The organism is Micrococcus luteus NCTC 2665 (assembly GCF_000023205.1).
GTDB classification, from domain to species: Bacteria; Actinomycetota; Actinomycetes; order Actinomycetales; family Micrococcaceae; genus Micrococcus; species Micrococcus luteus.
Genome location: NC_012803.1, coordinates 970,039 through 993,028, shown reverse-complemented (window position 1 = coordinate 993,028; position 22,990 = coordinate 970,039). Strand labels below are relative to the sequence as shown.

General features: G+C 73.0%; 16 protein-coding genes and 1 pseudogene. 6 read left to right on the top strand and 11 right to left on the bottom strand.

What is annotated here, in order from left to right; genetic code table 11:
• Positions 1 to 14 precede the first annotated feature (14 nt).
• The 3 genes from MLUT_RS16090 to MLUT_RS16080 form a co-directional block, all read right to left on the bottom strand.
• Positions 15 to 1,277, bottom strand: a complete 1,263-nt coding sequence (locus MLUT_RS16090) for an ammonium transporter (protein ID WP_010078922.1) — start codon at positions 1,275 to 1,277, stop codon at positions 15 to 17.
• 195 nt (positions 1,278 to 1,472) lie between these two features.
• Positions 1,473 to 2,681: a signal recognition particle-docking protein FtsY gene (gene ftsY / locus MLUT_RS16085; RefSeq protein WP_029248214.1), complete on the bottom strand. Its 1,209-nt coding sequence runs from the start codon at positions 2,679 to 2,681 to the stop codon at positions 1,473 to 1,475.
• A 47-nt stretch (positions 2,682 to 2,728) separates the two neighbouring features.
• Positions 2,729 to 3,685: a hypothetical protein gene (locus MLUT_RS16080; protein WP_036335684.1), complete on the bottom strand. Its 957-nt coding sequence runs from the start codon at positions 3,683 to 3,685 to the stop codon at positions 2,729 to 2,731.
• A 189-nt stretch (positions 3,686 to 3,874) separates the two neighbouring features.
• On the opposite strand from MLUT_RS16080, the gene MLUT_RS16075 reads away from it, so the two are divergent.
• Positions 3,875 to 5,206 carry an ISL3-like element ISPfr3 family transposase gene (locus tag MLUT_RS16075; protein ID WP_012750828.1) on the top strand — a complete coding sequence of 444 codons (1,332 nt, stop codon included), beginning with the start codon at positions 3,875 to 3,877 and terminating at the stop codon, positions 5,204 to 5,206.
• Here the strand turns inward: MLUT_RS16075 and MLUT_RS16070 are convergent.
• The gene (locus tag MLUT_RS16070; protein WP_041779779.1) at positions 5,175 to 5,999 is read right to left on the bottom strand and encodes an alginate lyase family protein; all 825 of its coding nucleotides are present in this window, start codon (positions 5,997 to 5,999) and stop codon (positions 5,175 to 5,177) included. The genes MLUT_RS16075 and MLUT_RS16070 overlap by 32 nt on opposite strands.
• A 230-nt stretch (positions 6,000 to 6,229) precedes the next feature.
• Here MLUT_RS16070 and MLUT_RS16065 point away from each other — a divergent pair, with 230 nt between their 5' ends.
• On the top strand, positions 6,230 to 7,534 hold the full coding sequence (locus tag MLUT_RS16065) for an MFS transporter (protein ID WP_010078928.1): 1,305 nt from the start codon (positions 6,230 to 6,232) through the stop codon (positions 7,532 to 7,534).
• Positions 7,535 to 7,623: 89 nt separating this feature from the next.
• Here MLUT_RS16065 and wecB read toward each other — a convergent pair whose 3' ends face one another.
• Complete coding sequence (gene wecB, locus MLUT_RS16060; protein WP_010078929.1) at positions 7,624 to 8,769, bottom strand: non-hydrolyzing UDP-N-acetylglucosamine 2-epimerase; 1,146 nt, start codon at positions 8,767 to 8,769, stop codon at positions 7,624 to 7,626.
• Positions 8,770 to 8,946: 177 nt separating this feature from the next.
• Here wecB and MLUT_RS16055 point away from each other — a divergent pair, with 177 nt between their 5' ends.
• Genes MLUT_RS16055 through MLUT_RS16040 form a run of 4 tightly spaced genes read left to right on the top strand, consistent with a single transcriptional unit; the run spans position 8,947 to position 15,105 of the window.
• Positions 8,947 to 9,834: an ABC transporter permease gene (locus tag MLUT_RS16055; RefSeq protein WP_010078930.1), complete on the top strand. Its 888-nt coding sequence runs from the start codon at positions 8,947 to 8,949 to the stop codon at positions 9,832 to 9,834.
• Positions 9,831 to 10,706 carry an ABC transporter ATP-binding protein gene (locus MLUT_RS16050; protein ID WP_010078931.1) on the top strand — a complete coding sequence of 292 codons (876 nt, stop codon included), beginning with the start codon at positions 9,831 to 9,833 and terminating at the stop codon, positions 10,704 to 10,706. The genes MLUT_RS16055 and MLUT_RS16050 overlap by 4 nt, the downstream gene beginning before the upstream one ends.
• Positions 10,703 to 12,499 carry a glycosyltransferase family protein gene (locus tag MLUT_RS16045; RefSeq protein ID WP_111763579.1) on the top strand — a complete coding sequence of 599 codons (1,797 nt, stop codon included), beginning with the start codon at positions 10,703 to 10,705 and terminating at the stop codon, positions 12,497 to 12,499. Before MLUT_RS16050 ends, MLUT_RS16045 begins: the two co-directional genes overlap by 4 nt.
• Positions 12,500 to 12,519: 20 nt before the next feature.
• The gene (locus MLUT_RS16040) at positions 12,520 to 15,105 is read left to right on the top strand and encodes a glycosyltransferase family 4 protein (RefSeq protein ID WP_010078934.1); all 2,586 of its coding nucleotides are present in this window, start codon (positions 12,520 to 12,522) and stop codon (positions 15,103 to 15,105) included.
• 55 nt (positions 15,106 to 15,160) lie between these two features.
• On the opposite strand, the gene MLUT_RS16035 is transcribed toward MLUT_RS16040, so the two are convergent.
• The 6 genes and pseudogenes from MLUT_RS16035 to MLUT_RS16010 all read right to left on the bottom strand — a co-directional run bounded on the left by MLUT_RS16035 (position 15,161) and on the right by MLUT_RS16010 (position 22,909).
• Positions 15,161 to 17,293: a glycosyltransferase family protein gene (locus tag MLUT_RS16035; RefSeq protein WP_010078935.1), complete on the bottom strand. Its 2,133-nt coding sequence runs from the start codon at positions 17,291 to 17,293 to the stop codon at positions 15,161 to 15,163.
• A complete protein-coding gene (locus MLUT_RS16030; protein ID WP_231936584.1) occupies positions 17,290 to 18,750 on the bottom strand; it encodes a glycosyltransferase family 4 protein in 1,461 nt (486 codons plus the stop codon). Before MLUT_RS16030 ends, MLUT_RS16035 begins: the two co-directional genes overlap by 4 nt.
• Before the next feature lie 149 nt (positions 18,751 to 18,899).
• Positions 18,900 to 19,886 carry a Gfo/Idh/MocA family protein gene (locus MLUT_RS16025; RefSeq protein ID WP_010078937.1) on the bottom strand — a complete coding sequence of 329 codons (987 nt, stop codon included), beginning with the start codon at positions 19,884 to 19,886 and terminating at the stop codon, positions 18,900 to 18,902.
• Positions 19,883 to 20,986, bottom strand: a pseudogene (locus tag MLUT_RS23325) (DegT/DnrJ/EryC1/StrS family aminotransferase). Before MLUT_RS23325 ends, MLUT_RS16025 begins: the two are co-directional and overlap by 4 nt.
• Positions 20,979 to 21,602, bottom strand: coding sequence for an acyltransferase (locus MLUT_RS16015; RefSeq protein ID WP_010078938.1), 624 nt, complete (start codon positions 21,600 to 21,602; stop codon positions 20,979 to 20,981). The pseudogene MLUT_RS23325 and the gene MLUT_RS16015 overlap by 8 nt, the downstream one beginning before the upstream one ends.
• The gene (locus MLUT_RS16010) at positions 21,599 to 22,909 is read right to left on the bottom strand and encodes a nucleotide sugar dehydrogenase (protein WP_010078939.1); all 1,311 of its coding nucleotides are present in this window, start codon (positions 22,907 to 22,909) and stop codon (positions 21,599 to 21,601) included. The genes MLUT_RS16015 and MLUT_RS16010 overlap by 4 nt, the downstream gene beginning before the upstream one ends.
• Between the last annotated feature and the right edge of the window lie 81 nt (positions 22,910 to 22,990).

Sequence of the window (22,990 nt, the reverse complement as noted above, 5' to 3'; positions counted from 1 at the left end):
CCGTCCGCGGCGGCTCACCGCGCCTCGGCGGGGACGGGCACCCCGCCGAAGCCGACGTCGTAGGCCGACTCGTCGTGCAGGGTCAGATCGACGCCCCGCTCCTCGTCCTCCTTGCTCACCCGCAGGCCCATGGTCCCGCGCAGGACCAGGGCGATGACCGTGGTCACCACGGCGGTGAAGACCACGGCGACGAGCACGGCCACCGTCTGGGCCACCAGGAGACCGGCGTCTCCGCCGTAGAACAGGCCCGCCCGGCCCTCGTCCGGCAGGGCGAAGAAGCCGATCAGCACGGTGCCCAGGATGCCGGCGGTGAGGTGCACGCCGACGACGTCGAGCGAATCGTCGAAGCCGAGGCGGTACTTGAGGTTGACCGCGAGCGCGCTGGCCGCACCGGAGACCAGGCCGATCACCACGGCCCCCAGGGGGCTCACATAGGCGCACGCGGGCGTGATGGCGACCAGGCCCGAGACGATCCCGGAGGCGGTGCCGATCGAGGTCGGCCGACCGCGGCGCAGCCACTCCACGAACACCCAGCCGAGCATGCCGGCGGCGCCGGCGGCGAGGGTGTCCACCCAGATCAGTCCGAGCTCGTCGACACTGCCCGCCGCGCCCCCGTTGAACCCGAACCAGCCGAACCACAGCAGGGCCGCGCCGAGCATGGTGAACGGGACGTTGTGCGGCCGGTGGCCGGGGTCCACGCCGAAGCCGTGGCGCTTGCCCAGCAGCAGCGCGAGCACGAGGGCGGCCACGCCGGCGCTGATGTGCACCACGAGCCCGCCGGCGAAGTCGAGGGCCTCCCCCAGGCGGGCGCCGATGGCGCCGTCCGCGGAGAGGAGCCCGCCGCCCCACACCATGTAGGCCAGCGGGGCGTAGACGACGGTGGTCCAGACGGGCACGAAGACGCACCACGTGACGAACTTGAACCGGTCAGCCACCGCGCCGGAGATGAGGGCGACCGCGATGATCGCGAAGGTGGCGCCGTAGGCCGCGGCGACGAGCCCGCCCTCGGCCATCGTGCCGGTCAGCCCGAGGTCACCGGCGGGGTTCCCCACCACCCCGGCCCACCCGTCGCCGCCGGTCATCCCGTGGACCCACAGGACCCAGACGACGCCGACGAGGCCCATCGAGACGAAGGACATCATGATCATGTTGAGCGAGGACTTCGCGCGGGTCATGCCGCCGTAGAAGATGGCCAGTCCGGGTGTCATGAGCAGGACCATCGCCGCGCTCGTCACCATCCACACTGTCCCTGCGTCCAGGACGTTCGACTCCTCCATGGGGGTCTCCTTCGGTCCGGGCCGCGAGCCGGGGGCGAACGCCCGTCCCGCGGCGTCGCTGCCCGGCCCCGATCGGGGCCGATGGAGGGACGGTACCGGAGGAGTGGGCCGCACCACACGTCGATGACGTCTCCGTGACAGGACAGGGCCCCTCCCGACGTCGTCGGGAGGGGCCCTGGACCGGGGTGCGGGACGTCAGTCGGCCAGCAGCGCGTCCACGAAGCCCTCGGCGGTGAACGGCGCGAGGTCGTCGGGGCCCTCGCCGAGGCCGATCAGCTTGACGGGCACGCCGAGCTGGCGCTGGATGGCGATCACGATGCCGCCCTTGGCGGTGCCGTCCAGCTTGGTCAGCACGATGCCGGTGACGTCCACGACCTCGGCGAACACCTTCGCCTGGGTCAGGCCGTTCTGGCCGGTGGTGGCGTCGAGGACGAGCAGGACCTCGTCCACCTCGGCCTGCTTCTCGATGACGCGCTTGATCTTGCCGAGCTCGTCCATGAGGTTGGCCTTGTTCTGCAGACGGCCCGCGGTGTCCACGAGCACGACGTCGACGCCCTCGGCGATGCCGTGCTCCACGGCCTCGAAGGCGACGGACGCCGGGTCGGCGCCCTCCTTCTCGGAGCGGACGGTCTCGACGCCCACGCGGGCACCCCACGTGGCGAGCTGCTCGGCGGCGGCGGCGCGGAAGGTGTCCGCGGCGCCGAGCACGACGGTGCGGTCCTCCGCCACGAGCACACGGGCGAGCTTGCCCACGGTGGTGGTCTTGCCGACGCCGTTGACGCCCACGACCATGGTCACGGCGGGGCGGTCGCCCCTGCGGGTCGCGGCGAGACGGCGATCCATCGAGGGATCCACCATCGCCACGAGCTCCTCACGCAGCAGGGTGCGCACCTGCTCGGGGTCACGCGTGCCCTCGACCGTGACACGGGCCTTGAGGCGGTCGACGAGCTCCAGGGTGGGCTCGGTGCCGAGGTCCGCCATCAGCAGCGTCTCCTCGATCTCGTCCCACACGTCGTCGTCGATGCGGTCCTGGGACAGCAGCGCCAGCAGGCCCTTGCCGAAGACGTTGTTGGACTTGAGCAGGCGAGCCCGCAGGCGGGCCAGGCGCGAGCCGGCGGCCTCGGGGCGCTCGTACTCGGGCTTCGCCGGGGCGGTCTCCCCCTCCTCGACGACGGCGGGCTCCGGCTCGGCGACGACGGCCGGCGCCTCGTCGACCTCGGGGCGCTCCAGGACGGCGGTGGAGCCCGACGGCACCGCGTGCCGCGGGCTCGGGCGCGGGTCGTCCGCGTCCCGCACCCCCTGGTACGAGCCCTTCGGCGGGGCGGGGCGCCGGTCCAGCAGGCCGACGAGCACGCCGCCCAGCAGCAGGGCGGCCACGACTGAGACTATGAGCACGATTTCCACGGGCCCAGTCTGTCACACGGGCCATCGCCCGCCCCGGGCCGCACGGTTCACGACAGGCGGGAGAGGGTGCCGTCCTGCTGAACCGCGACTCGGGCGTGCCCGTCCTCGCTCCGGACCGTGAGGATGACGGAACCGTCGGGGGCCCTCTCACTGTCCACCCCCACGGCGTCGCCCGCGGCGGCGGGGACGAGCACACTCACGATCGCGGAGTCGGCTCCGGTCGAACGGAACGCGACCTGCGTCGCCTCCTCCCGTTCCTGCTCTGCGGGGTAGTGCCATCCGTGGTGGGCGTGGCCGCCCTTGGCGTCGGTCTCGCCCCGTCGGAGGTGGACACCGCCACGCGACACCGGCTCACCGTCCATGCGCACCTGCACCAGGGTCGTCGATTCGCCGGAGCCTGCGTCCACCGCCCGGACGGTGTCCTCGGAGACCCTCTCTGCCGAGAACTCCGCCGGAAGATTCCACAGCGTCTCGATCACATGGTCCGTCCGGCCGTCGAGGATGCGAGTGCGATCCACGATGACGGCGGCGTCCGGGTCGGTGAGCACGAGAACAGAACGGGCCCGCTCCCCGCCGACGTCCAGATTCTGGCGCGCCGTCGCACCGTCGGCAGAGCCATCCGACGACACCCACACCTCACCCCGCTCGGCGGGACCCGCGCCCGGGTACTCGTCGAGCGTCGGAATGTGGATCACGTTGTGCGCAGTCGGCCCCAGACCCCACGGTCGCCAGCTGTCCTCGACGATGCCGGGATGTCCCCCGTCTTCGACGATCTGACGACCGCGAGCCGTGTACAGGAACTGCATCAGATCACCGCGGTGGGACTTCGTCTCCCGCCCCGTGCCCGTGCGCAGCATCCATGCGGAGGCGTCCGCGAAGCCGTCTCCGGGAATTCCCCAGGATGACCGGCCGAATACGGGACCGGAGTCAAAAGCACGGACACGGTCGGCAGGCGCGACGCCCTCCGCCCCGTTGGTGGCCGCGTAGCGCAACTCATCGCTCATGCCGTCGAATGGCCTGACAGGGAACTCTGCACTGTCCCCGTATTGCCAGTATGAGCCCGTCGAATCAGGCTCTTCCCAGATGAGGGTGTAGCGCACGTCGCGCGGCGGGCCGGCGCGTCGGTGGCCGGATAGAGGTCGAGGTCTCCCGAGGATGAGAGCTCCTACACACTCAGCCCGAAAGACCTCGACGTGCACGACGCTACCGTCGGCGGGCGCGCTGATGCGTTCGCCAGCCCCGACCTGACTGCCTTCTGCCGCCTCGACGAACTCGGCCTCGTTGTCACCGGGCAGCGACTCGAGCCGGATCGTGCCGTATTGGCCTGTCAGGTGGTCGAGCCCGACCAGTGGTGCCGGCGCTGCGGCTGCGAAGGGAGACCACGTGACACCGTGGTCCGACGGCTTGCCCACGAACCACTGGGCTGGCGGCCCACGACGCTGGAGGTCGTCGTGCGCCGTTACCGCTGCAGCGGCTGCGGGTATGTGTGGCGCCAGGACACCACCGCCGCGGCCGAGCCCCGGGCCAAGTTGTCTCGGCGCGCTCTGCGGTGGGCGCTGGAAGGGATCGTGGTCCAGCACCTGACCGTGGCTCGGGTTGCCGAGGGGCTCGGGGTGGCCTGGGACACCGCCAACGACGCCGTTCTGGCCGAGGGCAAGCGGGTGCTGATCGACGAGGAGCACCGCTTCGAGGGGGTGAAGGTCGTCGGGGTCGATGAGCACGTGTGGAGGCACACCCGTCGCGGCGACAGGTACGTCACCGTGATCATCGACCTCACCCCAGTGCGAGATGGCACCGGCCCGGCACGGCTGCTGGACATGGTCGAAGGACGCTCCAAGCAGGCGTTCAAGACCTGGCTGGCCGACCGCCCGCAGGACTGGCGCGACGGCGTGGAGGTGGTCGCGATGGACGGCTTCACCGGGTTCAAGACCGCCGCCGTCGAGGAACTGCCCGACGTGGTGACCGTGCTAGATCCCTTCCACGTCACGCGCCTCGCTGGCGAGGCGCTCGATGAGTGCCGACGGCGAGTTCAGCAGGCCATCTGTGGGCACCGCGGCCGCAAGGGCGACCCGCTCTATGCCGCCCGCCGGACCCTGTCCACCGGCGTCGACCTGCTCAACGACAAGCAGAAGGACCGACTGGACACCCTGTTCGCCGACGACGCCCACGTCGAGGTCGAGGTCACCTGGAGCGTCTACCAGCGCATGATCGCCGCCTACCGCCACGAGAACCGGCGCCACGGCCGCGAGCTGATGGCCCGGCTCATCGACTCGATCAGCACCGGCGTCCCCAAGGCCCTGGTCGAGATCACCAAGCTCGGCAGGACGCTGAAGAAGCGCGCCGCCGACGTCCTGGCCTACTTCGACCGGCCCAGCACCTCCAACGGGCCCACCGAGGCGATCAACGGCAGGCTCGAGCACCTGCGCGGCTCGGCGCTGGGGTTCCGCAACCTGACCAACTACATCGCCAGATCCCTGCTCGAGACCGGCGGGTTCAGACCCCGGCTACACCCTGGATTCGGATGAGCCTCGAATCAACCATGTGAGGAAGGGCTTGACCCATTTTTTCCACCCCATCCTCGAAAGCGCCGGATTCGACCCCGCAGCCAGCTGCTGTCTCATCAATGGCTTGGAAGAGGGCATAATTGAATTCCGCATAATGCGGCGCTGCTTCGTTACTGAGGCCCTCGTCGTCCACCTGGAAGGGAATATCGCCTTCGGCGCGCTCCATGGCGTGCTCCATCCAGTCCGGTCGGTCCAGAACGCACCCGGCACCCAGAAGAGCCAGGTTCTCCATCGACCCGTGATTGTGCCGCCGTGAGTAGCGCGCCATGTTCTGCGCCGCGTGCTGGCCGATCAGGTCATCCAGCCAGGCGTACTGCTCCGGCAGACTGCCGTCCTCGGCGAGTTCAGCAGAACGTGCTGCGCGGTCGGCGACCACTTCCCGGAAGCAGAGGAGGACGCCCATGCGGTGATGGTTGGCTTCCGCATCATCATGGTCGCCGCCCCATCCGCCCTCGTGGTCAGCCCGCCAATCGCGTATGACGCGCTCAGCGACACCGAGGGCCTCCTCGTCGCCTTCACGGCCGGCTTCGATACTGGGCCCGATCCACCTGAGGGAAGACAGCCACAGACGCCAGCCTTCGTCTTGGTAAGGATCTCTATCCCAGTCGATGTCACCCGATCCGTCACCCACCGCGACGGGATCGAACTGGCGCCACCCGTAGACGTCCCGCGCATTGGTCTCCACCGTGTTGAATCTCTGGAGCTGCCCATAGGCTCGACACGGATAGAGGCTTGCGCGCTCGACGGCGGTCATGGGGTGGCCAGCTGTCTGGGGAGGATCCCCGGACTCGCCGCCGGGCGCCGCGGCAGGTTGAGGTGCACAGCCCGCCAACCCGACAGCAGCGGCCAGCAGGCCGGCGCAGACGCGGAACATCCGGCGACGACGGCCGGAGGAAGAACGGTGGTCCATCTCACCAGGATCCCACGAGGCGTGGCGGACGTCGCCCCGGGCCGCACCCCCGGCGCCGTGCGAGGATGGCGGTCATGCCGTCGTCGTCCGCCCGCTCCTCGCGGGTCCCTCTGCCCCGTGAGATCAGGGTCCTCGTCGCCGCCGCGTTCATCATCGCGATCGGCTTCGGCATCATCGCCCCGCTGCTGCCGCAGTACGCGGCGACGTTCGACGCGTCCGCCGTCGGGGTGGCCGCCGTCGTGTCCGTGTTCGGGCTGACCCGCCTCCTGTTCGCCCCGGTCTCCGGCAAGCTGACGAACCGGCTCGGCGAGACGCCCGTGTACATGACGGGCGTGCTGATCGTGGCCGCGTCCATGTTCCTGGTGGCCTTCGCGCAGACCTTCCCGCAGCTGCTCCTCTTCCGGGCGCTCGGCGGCGTCGGCTCCACCCTCTTCACCGTGTCCGCCATGGCGTTCCTGGCCCGCAAGTCCCCGCCCACGATGCGCGGCCGGATCTCGGGCGCCTACGCGTCCGCGTTCCTGATCGGCAACATCGTGGGTCCGATCGTGGGCTCCGCCCTGTCCGTGTTCGGGTACCGGGCCCCGTTCCTCATCTACGGCAGCTCCCTGGTGGTGGCGGCGGCCCTCGTGTTCTTCCTGCTCAAGGACACCCGGCTCGCGGACCGCGCCGTCCGCGACGTCCGCCCCGCCATGCCGGTCCGGGAGGCCCTGTCCAACCCGTCCTACCGGGCCGCGCTGGTCTCCTTCTTCGCCAACGGCTGGGCGACGTTCGGTGTGCGCAACTCGGTGATGCCCCTGTTCGCGGCCACCGCGTTCGCCGGCACGGGGCTGCTGGGCTGGCAGGTGGACGGCGCTCTCATGGCGGGCCTGGCCCTGTCCGTGTTCGCGCTCGGCAACGTCACCGCTGTGACGTTCAGCTCGCGGCTGTCCGACCGGCATGGACGCCGTCCGCTGATCCTGGCGGGCCTGCTCGTCATGGCTGCCACCACCGGGGTGATCGGCTGGATGACCTCACCGCTGTCCTTCTTGCTCGCGTGCCTGCTGGCCGGCGCCGGCACGGGCACCCTCAACGCCCCGCAGCAGGCGGCCATCGCCGACGTCGTGGGCCAGAGGCGGCGCTCCGGCGCTGTGATGTCCACCGCCCAGATGTCCGCGGACCTGGGCGCCATCTCCGGCCCGCTGCTGGCCGGCCTCGTGGTGGACACGGCCGGCTACGGATGGGCGTTCGCGCTCACCGGCGGCGTCATCCTGCTCGGCGCGCTCGCGTGGTGGCGTGCCCCGGAGACCAATGTGCCGATCGTGCCCGGCGGTCCCCGCACCGGGTCCCTGCCGCTGGTCCGCCCGGAGGACGCCCGGGTGACCCCGCGCGAGGACGGGTGACGTCGGGGCACGCACGAGGCCGCCGTCCCCGTGGGGACGGCGGCCTCGTGGCCTCGACGGGGTGTCCCCGTCCGGGGGTGCGGTGCGGCTCAGGCGCCGTCGAAGGCCGGCAGTCGCTCGCCCACGCCGAGCAGCTCGGCGATCGCCGAGACCGTGCGCTCGGCCGCGCGGCCGTCGCCGTAGGGGTTCACGGCCTGGGACATCGCGGTATACGCGGAGTCGTCCGTCAGCAGGCGGGTGACTTCGGTGACCACGACCTCCTCGTCGGTGCCGATCAGGCGCACGGTGCCGGCGGTCACGGCCTCGGGACGCTCGGTGTTCTCGCGCATCACCAGGACGGGCTTGCCCAGGGACGGGGCCTCCTCCTGGACGCCGCCGGAGTCCGTCAGCACGACAGTGGCCACAGACAGCAGGTGGGTGAACTCGCCGTAGGCCAGGGGCTCGGTCACGAGCACGTTCTCGCGGCCCTCGATCTCCGGCAGGATCGCCTCGCGCACCACCGGGTTGCGATGCGCCGGCAGGACGAAGGTGACGTCGGGGTGGTCCGCGGCCAGGCGGGCCAGGGCGCGCCCGACGCCGCGCATCGCATCGCCCTGGTTCTCGCGTCGGTGGGTGGTCACGAGGACGACGCGGCGGCCCGACGCCTCCAGCTCCGCCAGACGCTCGTCCTCGAACGGCACCTGGTGGCCGACGGCCTCCAGCAGCGCGTCGATCACGGTGTTGCCCGTCACGTACACGTCCTCCGCGGCCACGGCCTCACGCAGCAGGTTGTCCCGGCTCACGGTGGTCGGGGGCAGGTGCAGCGCCGAGATCTGGCTGGTGATCTTGCGGTTGGCCTCCTCCGGGAACGGGGAGAGGATGTCGAAGCTGCGCAGGCCCGCCTCGGCGTGGACCACGGGGATGCCGCGGTTGAAGGCGGCGACGGCGCCCGCCGTCGAGGTCGTCGTGTCCCCCTGGACGACGACGGCGTCCGGCCGCCCCTGCTCGAGGACGGCGTCGAGCCCGTCGAGGGTGCGGGCGAACACGCCGTTGAGGGTCTGGCGGGGCTGGATGATGTTCAGGTCGTGGTCCGGGACGATGCCGAACAGCTCGTTGACCTGGTCCAGCATCTCGCGGTGCTGCCCCGTGACAGTCACCACGCACTCGAACCGCTCGTCGGCCTGCAGCGCCTTGACGATGGGGGCCACCTTGATGGCCTCCGGGCGGGTTCCGTAGATGGGCATGACCTTGGGCACAGTTGCTCCTCTTGACTGGACGACGGGCCGCGGGCGCGGCCCGATCAGGGTCGACGCGGGCGCGAGCTGGCGCCAGTCTACTGACGGCGCCGCCGCACCGCCGGTTGCTAGAGTGGCGACTCGCGGCGGGCCGCCCCGGCCCGCCTTCCCGCCTGCATGAAGAGAGGCCGCGACGGCATGTCAGACACCGGCGACCCCCGCGTCCCGAGCGGCACCGCGGTCCTGACCGTGGACGGAGCCGGCCTGCGCCGAGTGGGCGCTCGCCCGGGCCTGGCGCGCTACCTGGCCTCCCTGTGGGAGTACCGCTCGTTCATCCTGTTCGACTCCCGCTCCCGGATCGCCGGGGCGAACTCCGTCAACGCGCTCGGCCGCGTCTGGATGGTCCTCAACCCGATCCTCGACGGTGCGGCGTACTTCCTCGTGTTCGGGCTGCTGCTGGGCACCGGCCGCGGCGTGCCGAACTTCCTCGGCTACCTGATCATCGGCGTGTTCCTGTTCCGCTACACCTCGAGCGCGATCACGGCGGGGTCGCGTTCGATCTCGACCAACCTCTCCATCGTCCGCGCCTTCCGCTTCCCGCGGGCCACCCTGCCGATCGCGACGAACATCCGAGAGCTGATGCTCTTCGGCCCGACGCTGGTGGTGATGCTGGTGCTGGTCCTCGCCATCCCGCCGATGGAGCAGATCACGTGGCGCTGGCTGCTGCTGATCCCCCTCCTGGCGCTGCAGACGCTGTTCAACGTCGGCGCCTCCCTCCTGCTGGCCCGCTACGTGGCCCGCTGGTCCGACCTGTCCAACCTCATCGCGTTCGGCACCCGGATCTGGCTCTACATCTCCGCCGTGTTCTTCAGCGCCGACCGCTTCGCGAACATCCCGCCACTGATGACCGCCATGCATCTGAACCCCCTGTACTGCGTCCTGGACATCGCGCGCCAGTCCCTGCTGTACGCCTCCGACGCCGACCCGATGCGGTGGATCGTCCTCGCAGCGTGGACGGCGGCCCTGCTCGTGGTGGGGACCGTGGTGTTCTGGCGCGCCGAGGAGACCTACGGGGAGGAACGATGAGCGCGGAGCCCCTGACCCCCTCCGTCGTCGTCGACGAGGCGTCCATGACCTACCGCGTCCACTCGGCCGAAGCGGTCCAGCCCCGCCGGGGTCTGCGGGGACGGGTCCGCGCCGCCCGTGGCGTTCGCACCACGGAGGTCCAGGCGCTGCAGCCGCTGTCATTCGTGGTGGGACGCGGCGAGTCTGTGGGCGTGATCGGCACGAACGGGTCCGGCAAGTCCACCCTGATGAAGCTCATCACCGGCCAGATGCGCCCGACCACCGGCCACATCTACGCGACCTCCACGCCCGTGATGCTGGGCGTCAACGCCGCACTCGTCCGCCAGGTGTCCGGTGAGGACAACATCCGGCTGGGCTGCCTGGCGATGGGGATGTCCCGCGCGGAGGCGGAGGCCAAGCGAGACGCCGTCGTCGCCCTGTCGGGCCTCGACGACCACGCGCTCCAGCTGCCGCTCAAGGCGTACTCCTCGGGCATGGCCGCGCGCCTGCAGTTCGCGATCGCCACCTCGGTGGACCCGGACATCCTCGTGATCGACGAGGCGCTCAACACGGGCGACGCCCAGTTCCGGGAGCGCACGCGTCAGCGGCTCGACGAGCTGCGCGAGCAGGCCGGCTGCGTGTTCCTGGTCAGCCACTCCCTCAGCACCATCCAGGAGATGTGCCAGCGCGTGATCTGGATCGAGCGGGGCGTCCTGACGATGAACGGCAGCCCTCGCGCGGTGACGCGCGGCTACAACCTCTACGCCCGGGCCATGGCCCAGGGGCGGACCGAGGAGGCCCAGGAGATCCTCGAGCGCAAGCGGTCGGAGCTCGTGCGGGAGCGCATCGCGTGGACCGGCGGCGAGCGGCCCACCGGGATCACCGCGCTGTGAACACGGCCGGGGCGCGGCTGCGTCGCTGGGCGGGCCGGGCCCGCATCGTGGGCGAGCGGGCGGCCGCCACGGCCGGCGACGCCGGCGCCGCGGCCCTCCGCGCGGCGCGCGGCGCCCGGGGCGCGGCTACCCTCCCGGAGCGCACCTGGCGTGCGTCGGACGTGCACGTGCCGGACGCGGCGACCGCGCTCCCGCTCCCGGCTGCGGCGGCGCTGCGCCGCGCCCTGACGGGTGCGCGCGACCCCTCCCTCGACGCGTTCTCCCCCCTCGGGCCCCGGCCGGCCGCCGCGCCGGCCGTCCTGCTCCTGCCGGTGGACGGGCCGGCCGCGCACGGCTGGTCCGTCGAGGCGGCAGCCGAGCTGGCCGCCCGGCGCTGCGCGGACCTGGAGAAGCCCGCCGGCGCGCCCGGCCTGCACACGGTGCTGGTGACTGACCCCGCCTCCCGCGGGGCCCTGATCGCCGCCCTGCGCACCGCCGAAGCCCGCCTCCCCGGGGTGCTCGTCGTCGTGTGCCCGGACCCGGCGACGGCGGCCGGACGGGCGCGGGCCCTCGCCGCACTGGGGCTCGTCGACGCCGTCCTCGCGCCGGAGGGGACCCGGCTGGACCCCGTGCTCGCCAGCGTGGCCGCACGCGCGGGCCGCGCCGTGATCGGACCGGACCGGGCAGGTGAGACGTGGGAGCGCCTGGCCGCCGCCGGCCGGGCGGCTCGCCTGGACTCGCTCACGCCCGCCGAGGCCACCGGCCCACCCGCCGCATCCGCGCCCCGGGTGCGGGTGACCGCGGAGCCGCGCCGCGTCGTCGTCGCCGGCCACGACCTGAAGTTCGCGGGCGCGCTGATGGACCGGCTGCGGGCGGACGGGCACGAGGTGCGCGTGGACGCCTGGCGCGGCCACGCCCGCCACGACGTCGAGCGCAGCCGCGCCCTGGCCGCGTGGGCGGACGTGGTGCACTGCGAATGGAGCCTCGGCAATCTCGCCTGGTATTCCCGGCACCTGGACTCCCCGCACCGCACCACGCGGTTGACCAGCAGGCTCCACCTGCAGGAGGCGGGCACCGCGTTCCCGTCCCGGGTGCGTCAGGACGCCCTGGACGAGTGGGTGTTCGTGGCCGAGCACGTGCGCGCCCAGGTGCTGCGGGACACCCGCTTCCCGGCCGCGCGGACCTCGGTGGTGCCGAACGCCGTGGCCGTGCCGCCCACGCTCCCGGACGGCGACGACGGCCGGCGCTTCGTGCTCGGTCTGGTCGGCGTGCTGCCCGAGCGGAAGGGACTGCACCGCGCCCTCGACCTGCTGGCCACGCTCCGCCGGACCGAGCCCCGCCACACGCTCCGGATCCGCGGCCACCACCCGGAGGAGGTCGGCTGGATGGCGCAGCGCCCCGCCGCAGCGGCCTACTACCGGGCGCAGCTGCACCGCATCGAGACCGACCCGCTGCTCGCCGGAGCCGTGGCCTGGGACCCCCACGGGCCGGACATGCCCGCGTGGTACGCCCGGGTGGGCGTCGCGCTCTCCGTCTCGGACTTCGAGTCGTTCCACTTCACGCTGCCCGACGGCGCCGCGCACGGCTGTCTGCCGGCCGCGCTGGCGTGGGCGGGCGCCGACCTGCTCTACCCCGCCGCGTGGCTGAGCCCGGATGTGGCCACCATGGCCGCGTCCGTGCGCGCCGCCACCGCCGACGCGCGGGCCTGGCGGTCCGCCGTCGCCCAGGCCCGGCGAGACGTGGCACACACCTATGCTGAGGAGGACGTCGTGCCTGCCCTGGTCCGTCGGATCCTGGGGGGCGCCGCCACCTGACCCCGCTGAGGAGGAGCCCCATGCCTGTCGCCACGCCCGCCCCCCGCCGTCCCCGGATGGCGATGCTGGTGGGGAACCAAGTCGTCGGAGACTCGCGTGTGGAGAAGGCCGCGGTCTCTGCGGTGCGCGCCGGCTACGAGGTCGTCGTCGTCGGTGTCTCGCACCGCACCACGTTCAACCTCGGCCGGTACGGCTCCGTGCCCATCCTGCGCGTGCCCGTGACGTTCCGGCGGCACCTGGCCTGGCAGACCCTGCACGGGACCGCCCGGCCGGACTCGACGGACTGGTCCGCCGTGCTGGACCCCGAGGAAGCCGCGGCGATGACCGCCTGGGACCTCGCCCACGAGGCCGGGGCGGGCCTGCCGCAGGCCGTGGTGCGCGGGCTGTCGCCCCACGCCCTGCCCGACGGGGCCCGTGGCCGACTCGGCCGGGCCGCCCGTCGCCTGGACCGCCTCGCCCCGGCGCGGGGCCGCCGAGGCCCGGCCGCAACGCGGGGACGGCGCGCGCTGAAGAACTTCACCGCCGGGCGGACCGGCGCCTGGCGCGAAGTCTGGCCCCTGATCGCGGACTACGAGGACGGCTTCCTGCGTGCCCTGATCGACCTCGCGCCCGACCTCGTCCACGTGCACGACCGCCATCCCCTGCCCGCTGCGGCCGCCTACGACCGCTACCGCGCCGCGCGCGGCCTGCCGCCGGTGCCGTGGGTCTACGACGCCCACGAGTGGCTGCCCGGCCAGATGATGCCCGGGCCCGTGGATCAGCGCATCGCGTGGAAGGCAGCCGAGGCCGAGCTGATCCACGAGGCCGACGCCGTCGTCGCCGTCACGGACGGACTGGCGGACCGGATGCGCGAGTACCACGCCCTGCCGGAACGCCCCGTGACGGTGATCAACGGCCCGTGGGGCACGCAGGTCCCGATGGACCCGGCCGAGCGCCTGCCCCTGCGCACCGAGCTGGGCCTGTCCGACGACGTCCCGCTGCTCGTCTACGTCGGCAAGCTGGCGGAGGTCCGCGGCGTGGGCACGCTGGTGGACGCCCTGCCGCTGCTGCCCGGCGTCCACGTCGCGTTCGTGGGCTCCCCCGACCCCGCCGCCCGGCAGGCCCTGCGCGACCGGGCGGCCCAGCTCGACGTCACCGACCGGATGCACCTCGTCGACTACGTGCCCTCGGCCTCTGTGACGTGGTACGTCTCCTCCGCCACTGCGGGCGTGAGCCCTCTGCTCCCCACCCCGGCCCACGAGAGCGCCGTCGCCACCAAGCTGCGTGAATGCCTGCTGGCGGGTCTGCCGCTGGTCGTGTCCGACCTGCGCGAGCAGGCCCGGTTCGTCCGGGAGCAGGGGGTGGGGACCGTGTTCACCCCCGGGGACGCGGCGGACTTCGCCCGGGCGGTGCGCGTCCTCCTGGCGCGACGGACCGAGCTGGCCGCGGCCGCGCGCTCCCCGGAGATCACCGCCCGCCACGGGTGGGAGGCCGCCGAGCGGGCGCTGCACGGTCTCTGGCGGCGTCTCGTGCCCACGCCCGTCGCGCCGCCGCCCGTGGAGATCGCCCCTGACCCCGCGCGCGAGCCCCAGCCCCGCGGGCTCCTGGTCGTGGGCGACCCGCCCACGGTCCGACCCCTCCTGGACGCCTGGCCCGCCGACGCCGGCCCCGCGACGCAGCGGCCGCCCCGGGAGGTCCCCGAGGGCCGCGGCCTCGCCGTGGGCGGGCCCGAGGCGGTCTGGGGCGTCCTGCACGACTGGGTCACGGACGACCGTGCCCACGGCACGGTCCTCAGCGGGGGCGAGGGGCCGCTGTGGGGCCGGGCCGAGCAGTCCCCCGTCCACGAACTGCTCTCCCTCCGGGCTCGGGGACGTCGGGTCGCCCTGGTGGCCGGCGAGCGGATCCTCGCCGGCGTCGACCGACGGCTGACAGCCGCCCCCGGCCACCCCTGGGGAGGACTGGACCCGGACGCGCGGGCAGCGCTGGACCGCCGCATCCGACGTCAGGGCCGCCCGTTCCAGGCCGCCCTGGCCGCCGGAGTCCCCGTGCTCTCCTACCGGCGCGTGGAGGCTCTGCTGACGCCGGGCGTGCTCTGGCTGCCGGCACCGATCCCGACGCCGACGGACCGGGGAATCGACCCTGACGGCGCGTCCGCACCCCGCAGCGTGCTCGTCCTGCCCGGGGACCGCACCTCGGCCGAGTCGGCAGCGGTGGACGAGCTGGTCGCGGAACTCACCGCACGCGGGATCCCGGTCGAGGCCCCGTCGGGTCCCCGGTTCCGTCGTCGACCCGACGCGTTCCACGGCGACGTCGTCGTGGCTCCGCTGCACACGGGAGAACTGGAGGTCGCGGCCCTGCAGGCCCTGGCCGCGGGCAGCGCTGTGGTCGCCGGGCCGCCGGTGACTGCCGCGCCGGACGAGTGCGCCCCGCCGGCGATCGAAGCCGACGACGCCACGCTCCTCGCCACGGTGCTGGGCCTGCTGGAGGAGGCGCCGGCGGCCGCGCGGGAGCGCCGGGAGCGGGCCCGCGCGTACCATGCGCGGCTGCACGCGCCCGAAGCCGTGCTGGTGCGGATGCAGGCCCTGCTCAGCCCCGCGGAGACGACGGACGGGCCCGCCGGGGTGTGATCCGTCGCGGGCCCCTGCCGGGTCCCCGGATGGGCGCCCCCGGTGGGGCCGGGACTCAGTCCTCGGCCGATGCCCGGGCGGTGGCCACCCGGGCGGCCCAGGACTGCGTGCGCTGGGCGTCGGTCATGCCGGGCGCCCCGTCCCGCACGAGCGCGTCGATGCCGGCGCGGATCGCCTCCGAGGAGCGCGCGACACCGAGCCCCACGCGGTTGCGCTCGAGGAAGTCGGCGATCCCCATGTCCGCGAAGCAGAGCACGGGGTAGCCGCGCTCGATCAGGGACATGGTCTTGTAGGGGAAGCTGAACCGGACGTACTCGCCGCCCAGCAGCACCAGGCCCACCACGGTCTTCGTCGCGGGGACGTACCACTCGAGCGGGACCGTGGTGATCCGCAGCCCGGGTCGGTCCGCCAGGCCGTGCTCGGCCAGCATGTCCTCCAACACAGAACGCTCCCCCGCGCGCACGACGAAGTCGAGTCGCACCTGCGGGTCGAGCGTCCCGACGGCGGTGAGATACTGGCCCAGACCGTAGATCCCGCCCACGCCTCCGGCGTACAGCAGGGTGACGCCCTCCTCGCCGATCGCCGGGGCGTCGGCGGGGACGGTGTTCGCCGGAGACACGGCAGGCGGCAGCGGCAGCCAGTCCACGGGCCCGCGGCCATGGCGGGCCAGCAGGGCGTCGAAGCCCGCCCCGGACTCCGCAGACGGAGCCGCCAGCCGATCCGCGGCCGCCGCCATCGCGTCGAACTCGGCGAGCCCACGCTCCTGGACGTCGCGCCGCGCGTCGGCGTCCTCGAGGTACCCGTCGATCTCGTCCAGCCAGTGCAGGTCACGAACGAACCAGACGCTCGTGCCGCCGCCGGCCGAGAAGCGGGCCATGACGTCCGCGAGGGCGGCGGTCACCCGGCCGACCGGGATCGGCGACGTCGAGTTCTCGCCGTAGAGGAGTCCGAGGGGACGGCCGGCGGCGAGAGAATCGTCCAGGACCCGGAGCCGCCGGTCGAACACGCCCGGGACGGAGGAGAGCCGCAGCGCCGCGGCGGGCTCGGAGAGGGCGTCGTTCATGTTGCGCACCCGCTGGGGACGGGCCCCGTCGGTGCGGTCCTCGAGCGGCGAGGTGGAGAAGAACACGTCCAACGGGCCGTCGTGCCGCAGCACCGCGAGGTCCTCGAACGTCCTGTCCACTAGACCGGTCATCGCCGTGCGGTAGGCGGCGAGCAGGTCGGTGGTGCCGGCGTCGACGGTGTCGACGGCGGAGTGAGGCTCGGGCCCCCCGCGCAGGGCCGCGGCGAGCTCCGTGACGAGGCGCAGCCCCCGCCCCGTCCGCACGCCCGGATGGCCCGCGGCCCACGCGCCCGAGCCGATGGTGTCCTCCACCACCAACCGTTCCGCGACGCCGGCGCCGACCAGGAGTTCGCCGACGGCCGTGTGGTCGCGCGACGAGCCCACGAGGACCACGTGCGTGGCGCCGCCGAGCCGGGTCGCCGCGACCGCGTCGAACGCGCGTCCTGCGGCGAGGTCGCGGGTGCGGTAGAGGGCGGAGGCCGAGAGGCTGCGGAGCGAGGCGCCCGGCACCGTGTCCACCGCGGTCTGGAGCGCCTCCATCTGTGCCGCGAGGCGGTCGGCGTCGACGTGTTCGGGGTGGAGGACGACGACGCTCGGCGTCTCGAATTCTTCGGCCAGCGGAGGCAACAACTCGGGCGGCAGGGCTCGACGTGGATGGCGGAGGTGGGCGCTCCACGACCCCTTCGAGAGGGCCTTGTCGAACTCCCATTCGTCCTCGAGGAACAGCCGGTCGACCGCCCGCGTCAGGGCCGCGAAGTCCTCCTCGGCGTGCCTGCGGGCCGCCGAGAAGTCCAGGTCGCCGCGGCGGAGCAGGGGGATGAACTCCTCCTCTACATGCCGGGCGGCGAAGCCCGCGGCGCCGAGCCCGGAGGCGAGGATCGCGTCGTAGGCGCCCGCGGCCGTGACCCGGTGCATCTCGCGCGCGATCTGGGCGCCGGCAGCGCGCAGGGCGTGGGTGCCGGTCCACGGGTAGAGCGGGGCCGGGGCAAGGCCGGGACGCCGGCGCAGCCAAGCGTGCGAGGCGACGTCGAGGACGTCGACCACGTGGCCGCTATCGCGCAGGTCCTGCAGCAGCAGACCCTCCGCCGGGCCCGTGCCGGCCGTCAACAGCAGCACGGTGCTCATGCGTTCTCCTCCCCTCGCCCGCCCGGGCCTGCCGCCAGACCCATCAGCGCCATTTCCTGGTCCACGGTGTGCTCCGGCGAAGTCTGCGCGCGGACCCGGGCTGCCGCGGCCCGGGACATCCGCAGGAACAGGTCCGGGTCCTCCATCAGCCGTCGCAGGCCGTCGGCCAGCCCGGCCACGTCCTCGGCGTCGGCGATCATCGCGCAGTCCTTGTCCACGAACTCCCGGACGGCGCCGGCGTCATTGGTCACGGGCACGAGCCCGGAGGCCATCGCCTCGTCCCGCGAGACCCCCTGGGAGTCGAGTCGGGTGGGCACCAGGAACACGCCGTGCTCCCGGTGCAGGGCCGCGATCTCCTCCTGGACGGCGAAGCGGCGCTCCACCGTGACGTTCGCGTCGTCCGCGAAGGCCTCCTCGAAGAGGCCGAAGTGCTTGCCGTCGCCGATCACGGTGACCTGCATGCGGTCCCACAGGGGCGTGTCCCGCAGGCGCTCGAGGGCCCGCACGGCGAGGTCCGCGCCGTAATTGAGGTTCGCCGCGGAGCGGACCCACAGCACACGGAAGCGCTGCTCGGGGTCCTTGGGCACGAAGCAGAACAGGTCCGTGTCGATCACGTTGTGCACGATCGCCGTGCGTTGCGCCGGGAAGACGAGCTCCATGTCCTCCTGAGCCGCTCGGCGCCACCAGCGGGAGACGAACACGAACCGCTCGGGGCCGTGCGGGTGGTCGAGCACCTCGCGCCAGAAGCGCTGGCGTTCCAGGGTGTCGACGATCGAGTCGTCCACCTGCCCCTGGGTCCGGTGGTTGCGCATGGTCCGGATCCACCGGCGCGACTCGAAACCGTGCATGAACGCGAAGAAGCGGTGCCCCGCCAGCGCGTCCTGGATCGGCTCCCAGAGGGAGCGGACGAGGAAGTGGGCCGCCACGGACTCGTAGTGCCGCGTGCGCAGCAGCTCCGCGGCCTCCGCTCCCCGGCCCACCAGCACGTGGACGCCGTCGTACTCGTAGGAGCGGGGTTCGGCGGACCGATCGATCACCGCGACGTCGACGCGGACGCCGGCGGCCTGGAAGTACTTGACCCGGCGGTGCACGAAGCCGTTGCCGTAGGGGTTCTCGAGGGTGGGGTACACGCCCACCACGACCAGGTGTCGCGGCGCGTCGTCGCCGAGCTGGGCGGCGGCGTCCGCCCGTGCGAAGTGGTCGGCGACCCGCCTCGGCGCGGCGGCCAGGTCCTCCTCCTCGTGGCCCGTGGGGGTCAGCGGGGGCGCCGGCTCCGCGAACAGGCGCCGCTTGAGCACGGCGTTCTCGAGCTGCAGCAGTGTCGCTGCCTCTTGCGAGGTGTAGGTGTCCCCGACGTCGGCGAGGTGGAGGTAACCGCGATAGCCCGGGGTGGTGTCGCGGGCGGGCGCGGCGGAGCGGGGCGGGGGCGTGCCGCGCCGGCGGGGTGGGGCGGCCATCGACCGGATTCGACGCACGGCGTCCGAGTCCTGTGGGAGGGTGTCGAACACGGCGCGCAGCACGCGAGGCCCGGGCTCGGGCAGGGCTCGCGCCCGTCGGGCCACCGCACGGACGGCCCGGCGGGCGCGGCGTCGCCAGTCCCCCGCGCTCACAGCGTGACGCTCTCACCCGTGCGGGCCGACGCGATCATCGCCTCGGCCACGCGCAGCGTGTCGAGCCCCTCCGCCATGGACACGTGCTCCTGCCGGACGCCGAGGATCGCGTCGCGGAACGCCTCGTGCTCGGTGTGCAGCGGCTCGGGCTTCTCGATCGCCAGGCGGGTGACGTCCCCCTCGGAGACGCCACGGAACGCGGACACCGCGTCCCAGCGGGTGCGGACCGATCCGTTGGCCTGGAAGGTCAGGTCCGCGTGCACGGTGTCCGCCACGAACGCACCGAGCTCGCCGGTGACGACGGTCTGGCGGATCTTCACGGGCGAGAGCCAGTTCACGACGTGGCTCGTGATGACCCCGCACTCGAGGCGGCCGCTGGTGACCACCATGTCCTCGTGCTCGCGGCCGGAGTGGGTCATGGTCTCCGCGGCCACGCGCGTGAACGGGCTGTCCGCCAGCCACGCGGTCAGGTCGATGTCGTGCGTGCCGAGGTCCTTGACGACCCCGACGTCGGCGATGCGGGCGGGGAAGCCGCCCTGGCGCACGGTCGTGATCTGCAGGACCCGGCCCAGCTCACCGGCCTGGATCCGGCGGCGCATCTCCTGGAGGGCGGGGTTGAACCGCTCGATGTGGCCCACGGCGCCGACGAGGCCGGCCTCGTCGAAGGCGCGGACCAGGCGGGTGCCGGCCTCGGTGCTGTGCGCGATGGGCTTCTCGACCATCACGTGCACGCCGGCCTCGGCCAGGGCCAGGCCGACCTCTTCGTGCAGGCCGGTCGGGACCGCGCACATGACCGCGTCCACGCCATGGTCGATGAGCCCCTGGACCGAGTCGTAGAGGGGCAGGTCCCCCGCCACGCCGTGCGGATCACCCATCGCGTCGGCCACGGCGACCAGCTCGGTGCCCTCGATGGAGCGCATCACGCGGGCGTGGTGGCGTCCCATCATGCCCAGGCCGATCAGTCCGGTGCGCAGCACGCTCATGCGGCGGCCTCCGCCACCACGGTGTTGACGGCCTCGACCACGCGCGTGACGTCCGCGTCCGTCAGGGACGGGTGGACCGGAATGGAGAACACGGTGGACGCGGCCACGCGGGTGTTCGGCAGGTCCGCCTCGATGCCGAAGGAGGGCAGCTCATTGGTGGGCACCGGATAGTAGACCCCCGTGCCGACCCCGAACTCGTCCTTCAGGCGGGCGAGCACGTCCGCCCGCTTCCCGGCCAGCTCCTCGGGCAGGCGGACCGTGTACTGGTGGTACACGTGCTCGGCGCCCTCGAGCACCGTCGGCACGGTGACCCCGCGCAGCTCGGCGTCGAAGCGGGCGGCGATCTCCTGCCGGCGCCGCGTCCACGCGCCGACCTTGGTCAGCTGCACCCGCCCGATGGCCGCGTGGATGTCCGTCATGCGGTTGTTGAAGCCCACGAGCTCATTGCGGTACTGGACCTCCATGCCCTGGTTGCGCAGCAGGCGCAGGCGACGGGCGACGTCCTCCTCCCCCACGGAGACCATGCCGCCCTCACCCGAGGTCATGTTCTTGGTCGGGTAGAGGCTGAACATCCCCCACGCCCCGAAGGTGCCCACGGGGCGCCCTTGCCAGCGGGCGCCGTGCGCCTGCGCCGCATCCTCGAACAGCTGGAGACCGTGCTCGCGGCAGATCGCCTCGAGCTCGTCCATGCGGGCCGGGTGGCCGTACAGGTGCACCGGCATGACGGCGGCGGTCCGCTACGTCACCTTGGCGCGCACGTCCTGGGGGTCGAGGGTGTACGTCTGCAGGTTCACGTCCGCGAAGACCGGGGTCGCACCCGTCAGGGCGACGGCGTTGCCGGTCGCCGCGAAGGTGAAGGCGGGCACGATGACCTCGTCGCCGGGGCCGATGCCCGCGGCCAGCAGGCCCAGGTGCAGGCCGGAGGTGCCGGAGTTGACGGCCACGCAGGCCCGGCCGTCCACCATCGCGGCACCGAACTCCTCCTCGAAGGCCGCGACCTCGGGGCCCTGCGCCACCATGCCGGAGCGCAGGACGCGGTCCACCGCCTCACGCTCCTCGTCGCCGATGAGCGGCTTCGCCGCCGGGATGAACTCAGCCATGGTTCTCCTCCTCCTGCGCGGGCCCGGCCGGGCGCAGCGCGCCGTCCCGCTCGATGAACGTCTCCCCGGTGTCCGGGCACACCCAGACGCCGTCCCTCTCCTCCAGCCGGCGGCCTGTCCGGCCGACCCAGCCGATGCGCTTCGCGGGCACCCCGGCCACGAGGCCGAAGTCCGGCACGTCGCGGGTGACCACCGAGCCGGCCGCCACCAGGGACCACGCGCCGATGCGCACCGGCGCCACGCACACCGACCGCGCGCCGATCGCGGCGCCGTCGCCGACGTCCACGCCCACGGCGTCCCAGTCGTCCCCGGACTTCTGGGACAGGTCCGGGTTCACCGCGCGGGGGTAGGTGTCGTTGGTCAGGACGACGCCGGGTCCGATGAACACGCCGCGGCCCAGACGGGCCGGCTCGTAGACGAGGGCGAGGTTCTGGACCTTGCAGTCGTCGCCGAGCTCCACCCCGGTGCCGATGTAGGCCGCGCGACCGACGATGCAGCGCTCGCCGAGGCGGGCCTGCTCACGGACCTGCGCGAGGTGCCAGACCTTGGTGCCGGCGCCGAGGACGGCGTCCTCGGCCACGTCGGCCGAGGCGGCGGTGAAGACGTTCCCGCTCACCGGGTGGCCTCGGCGTCCTGCGGCAGGCCGATGACCCGACGGGTCACGCCCGCCCAGGCGTCGGCGTCGGTGACGTTGCGGCCGTCCACGAAGGTGCGCACGCCCGGCAGGTCGGCCGGGGTGAGGGCGCGGTACTCGGCGTGGTCCGTCTGCAGGATGGCGGCGTCGACCTCGGCGCCCGCAGTGTGCGGGGTGAAGCCCAGCGCGGTGAGCTCCTCGTCCGTGTACATCGGGTCGTCCACGGTGACCTCGGCGCCGCGGGTGCGCAGGGCGCCCACGGTGGCGAACACACCGGAGAACGCGGTCTCCTTCACTCCGCCGCGGTAGGCGGCGCCGAGGACCACCACCCGCTGACCGGCGAGGTCCCCGTGGGATTCGGCCAGCAGCTGGACGGCGTAGGAGGGCATGCCGGCGTTGACCGCGCGGGCCGTGCGCACGATGTCCGCGGCCGGGTCGTTCCACAGGTACAGGCGCGGGTAGACCGGGATGCAGTGGCCGCCCACGGCGATGCCCGGGCGGTGGATGTGGCTGTACGGCTGCGAGTTGGAGGCCTCGATCACCTGGTAGATGTCGATGCCGTTCGCGCCGGCGTAGCGGGCGAACTCGTTCGCCAGACCGATGTTGACGTCGCGGTAGGTGGTCTCCGCGAGCTTGGCCATCTCGGAGGCCTCCGCGGAGCCGAGGTCCCACACGCCGTTGGGACGGGACAGGTCAGGCCGCTCGTCGAAGTCCAGCACGGCCTCGTAGAACTCGCGGGCGCGCTCGGCGCCGGCCGCCGACAGGCCGCCGATCAGCTTCGGGTAGCGGCGCAGGTCCTCGAACACGCGGCCGGTGAGCACGCGCTCCGGGGAGAACACGAGGTGGAAGTCCTCCCCCTCGGTCAGGCCCGAGCCCTCCTCCAGCATCGGCTTCCACCGGGTGCGGGTGGTGCCCACGGGCAGCGTGGTCTCGTAGGAGACGAGGGTGCCCGGGGTCAGGTGCTTCGCCAGCTCCGTGGTGGCGCCGTCCATCCAGCCGAAGTCGGGGCGGGCCTCCTCGTCCACGAAGAGCGGCACGACGAGCACGACGGCGTCGGCCCCCGGGACGGCGTCGCCGTAGACGGTGGTGGCGCGCAGGCGGCCGTCGGCCACCGCGGACGAGAGCTTCTCCTGGAGGTGGGCCTCGCCCGGGAAGGGCTCGGTCCCCGCGTTGACCAGGTCCACGACGGCGGCGTTGACGTCTACGCCGACCACCTCGTGTCCCTTGCTTGCGAACTGCACGGCCAGCGGCAGGCCGATCTTGCCCAGGGCGACGACGGCGATCTTCATGCGGGTCCAGTCTTCCTTCCGTGCACGGGCCCCACGCGGCGAGCGTCGGGCGGGCGTCGAGGAGGCCTCCGGAACACGAGA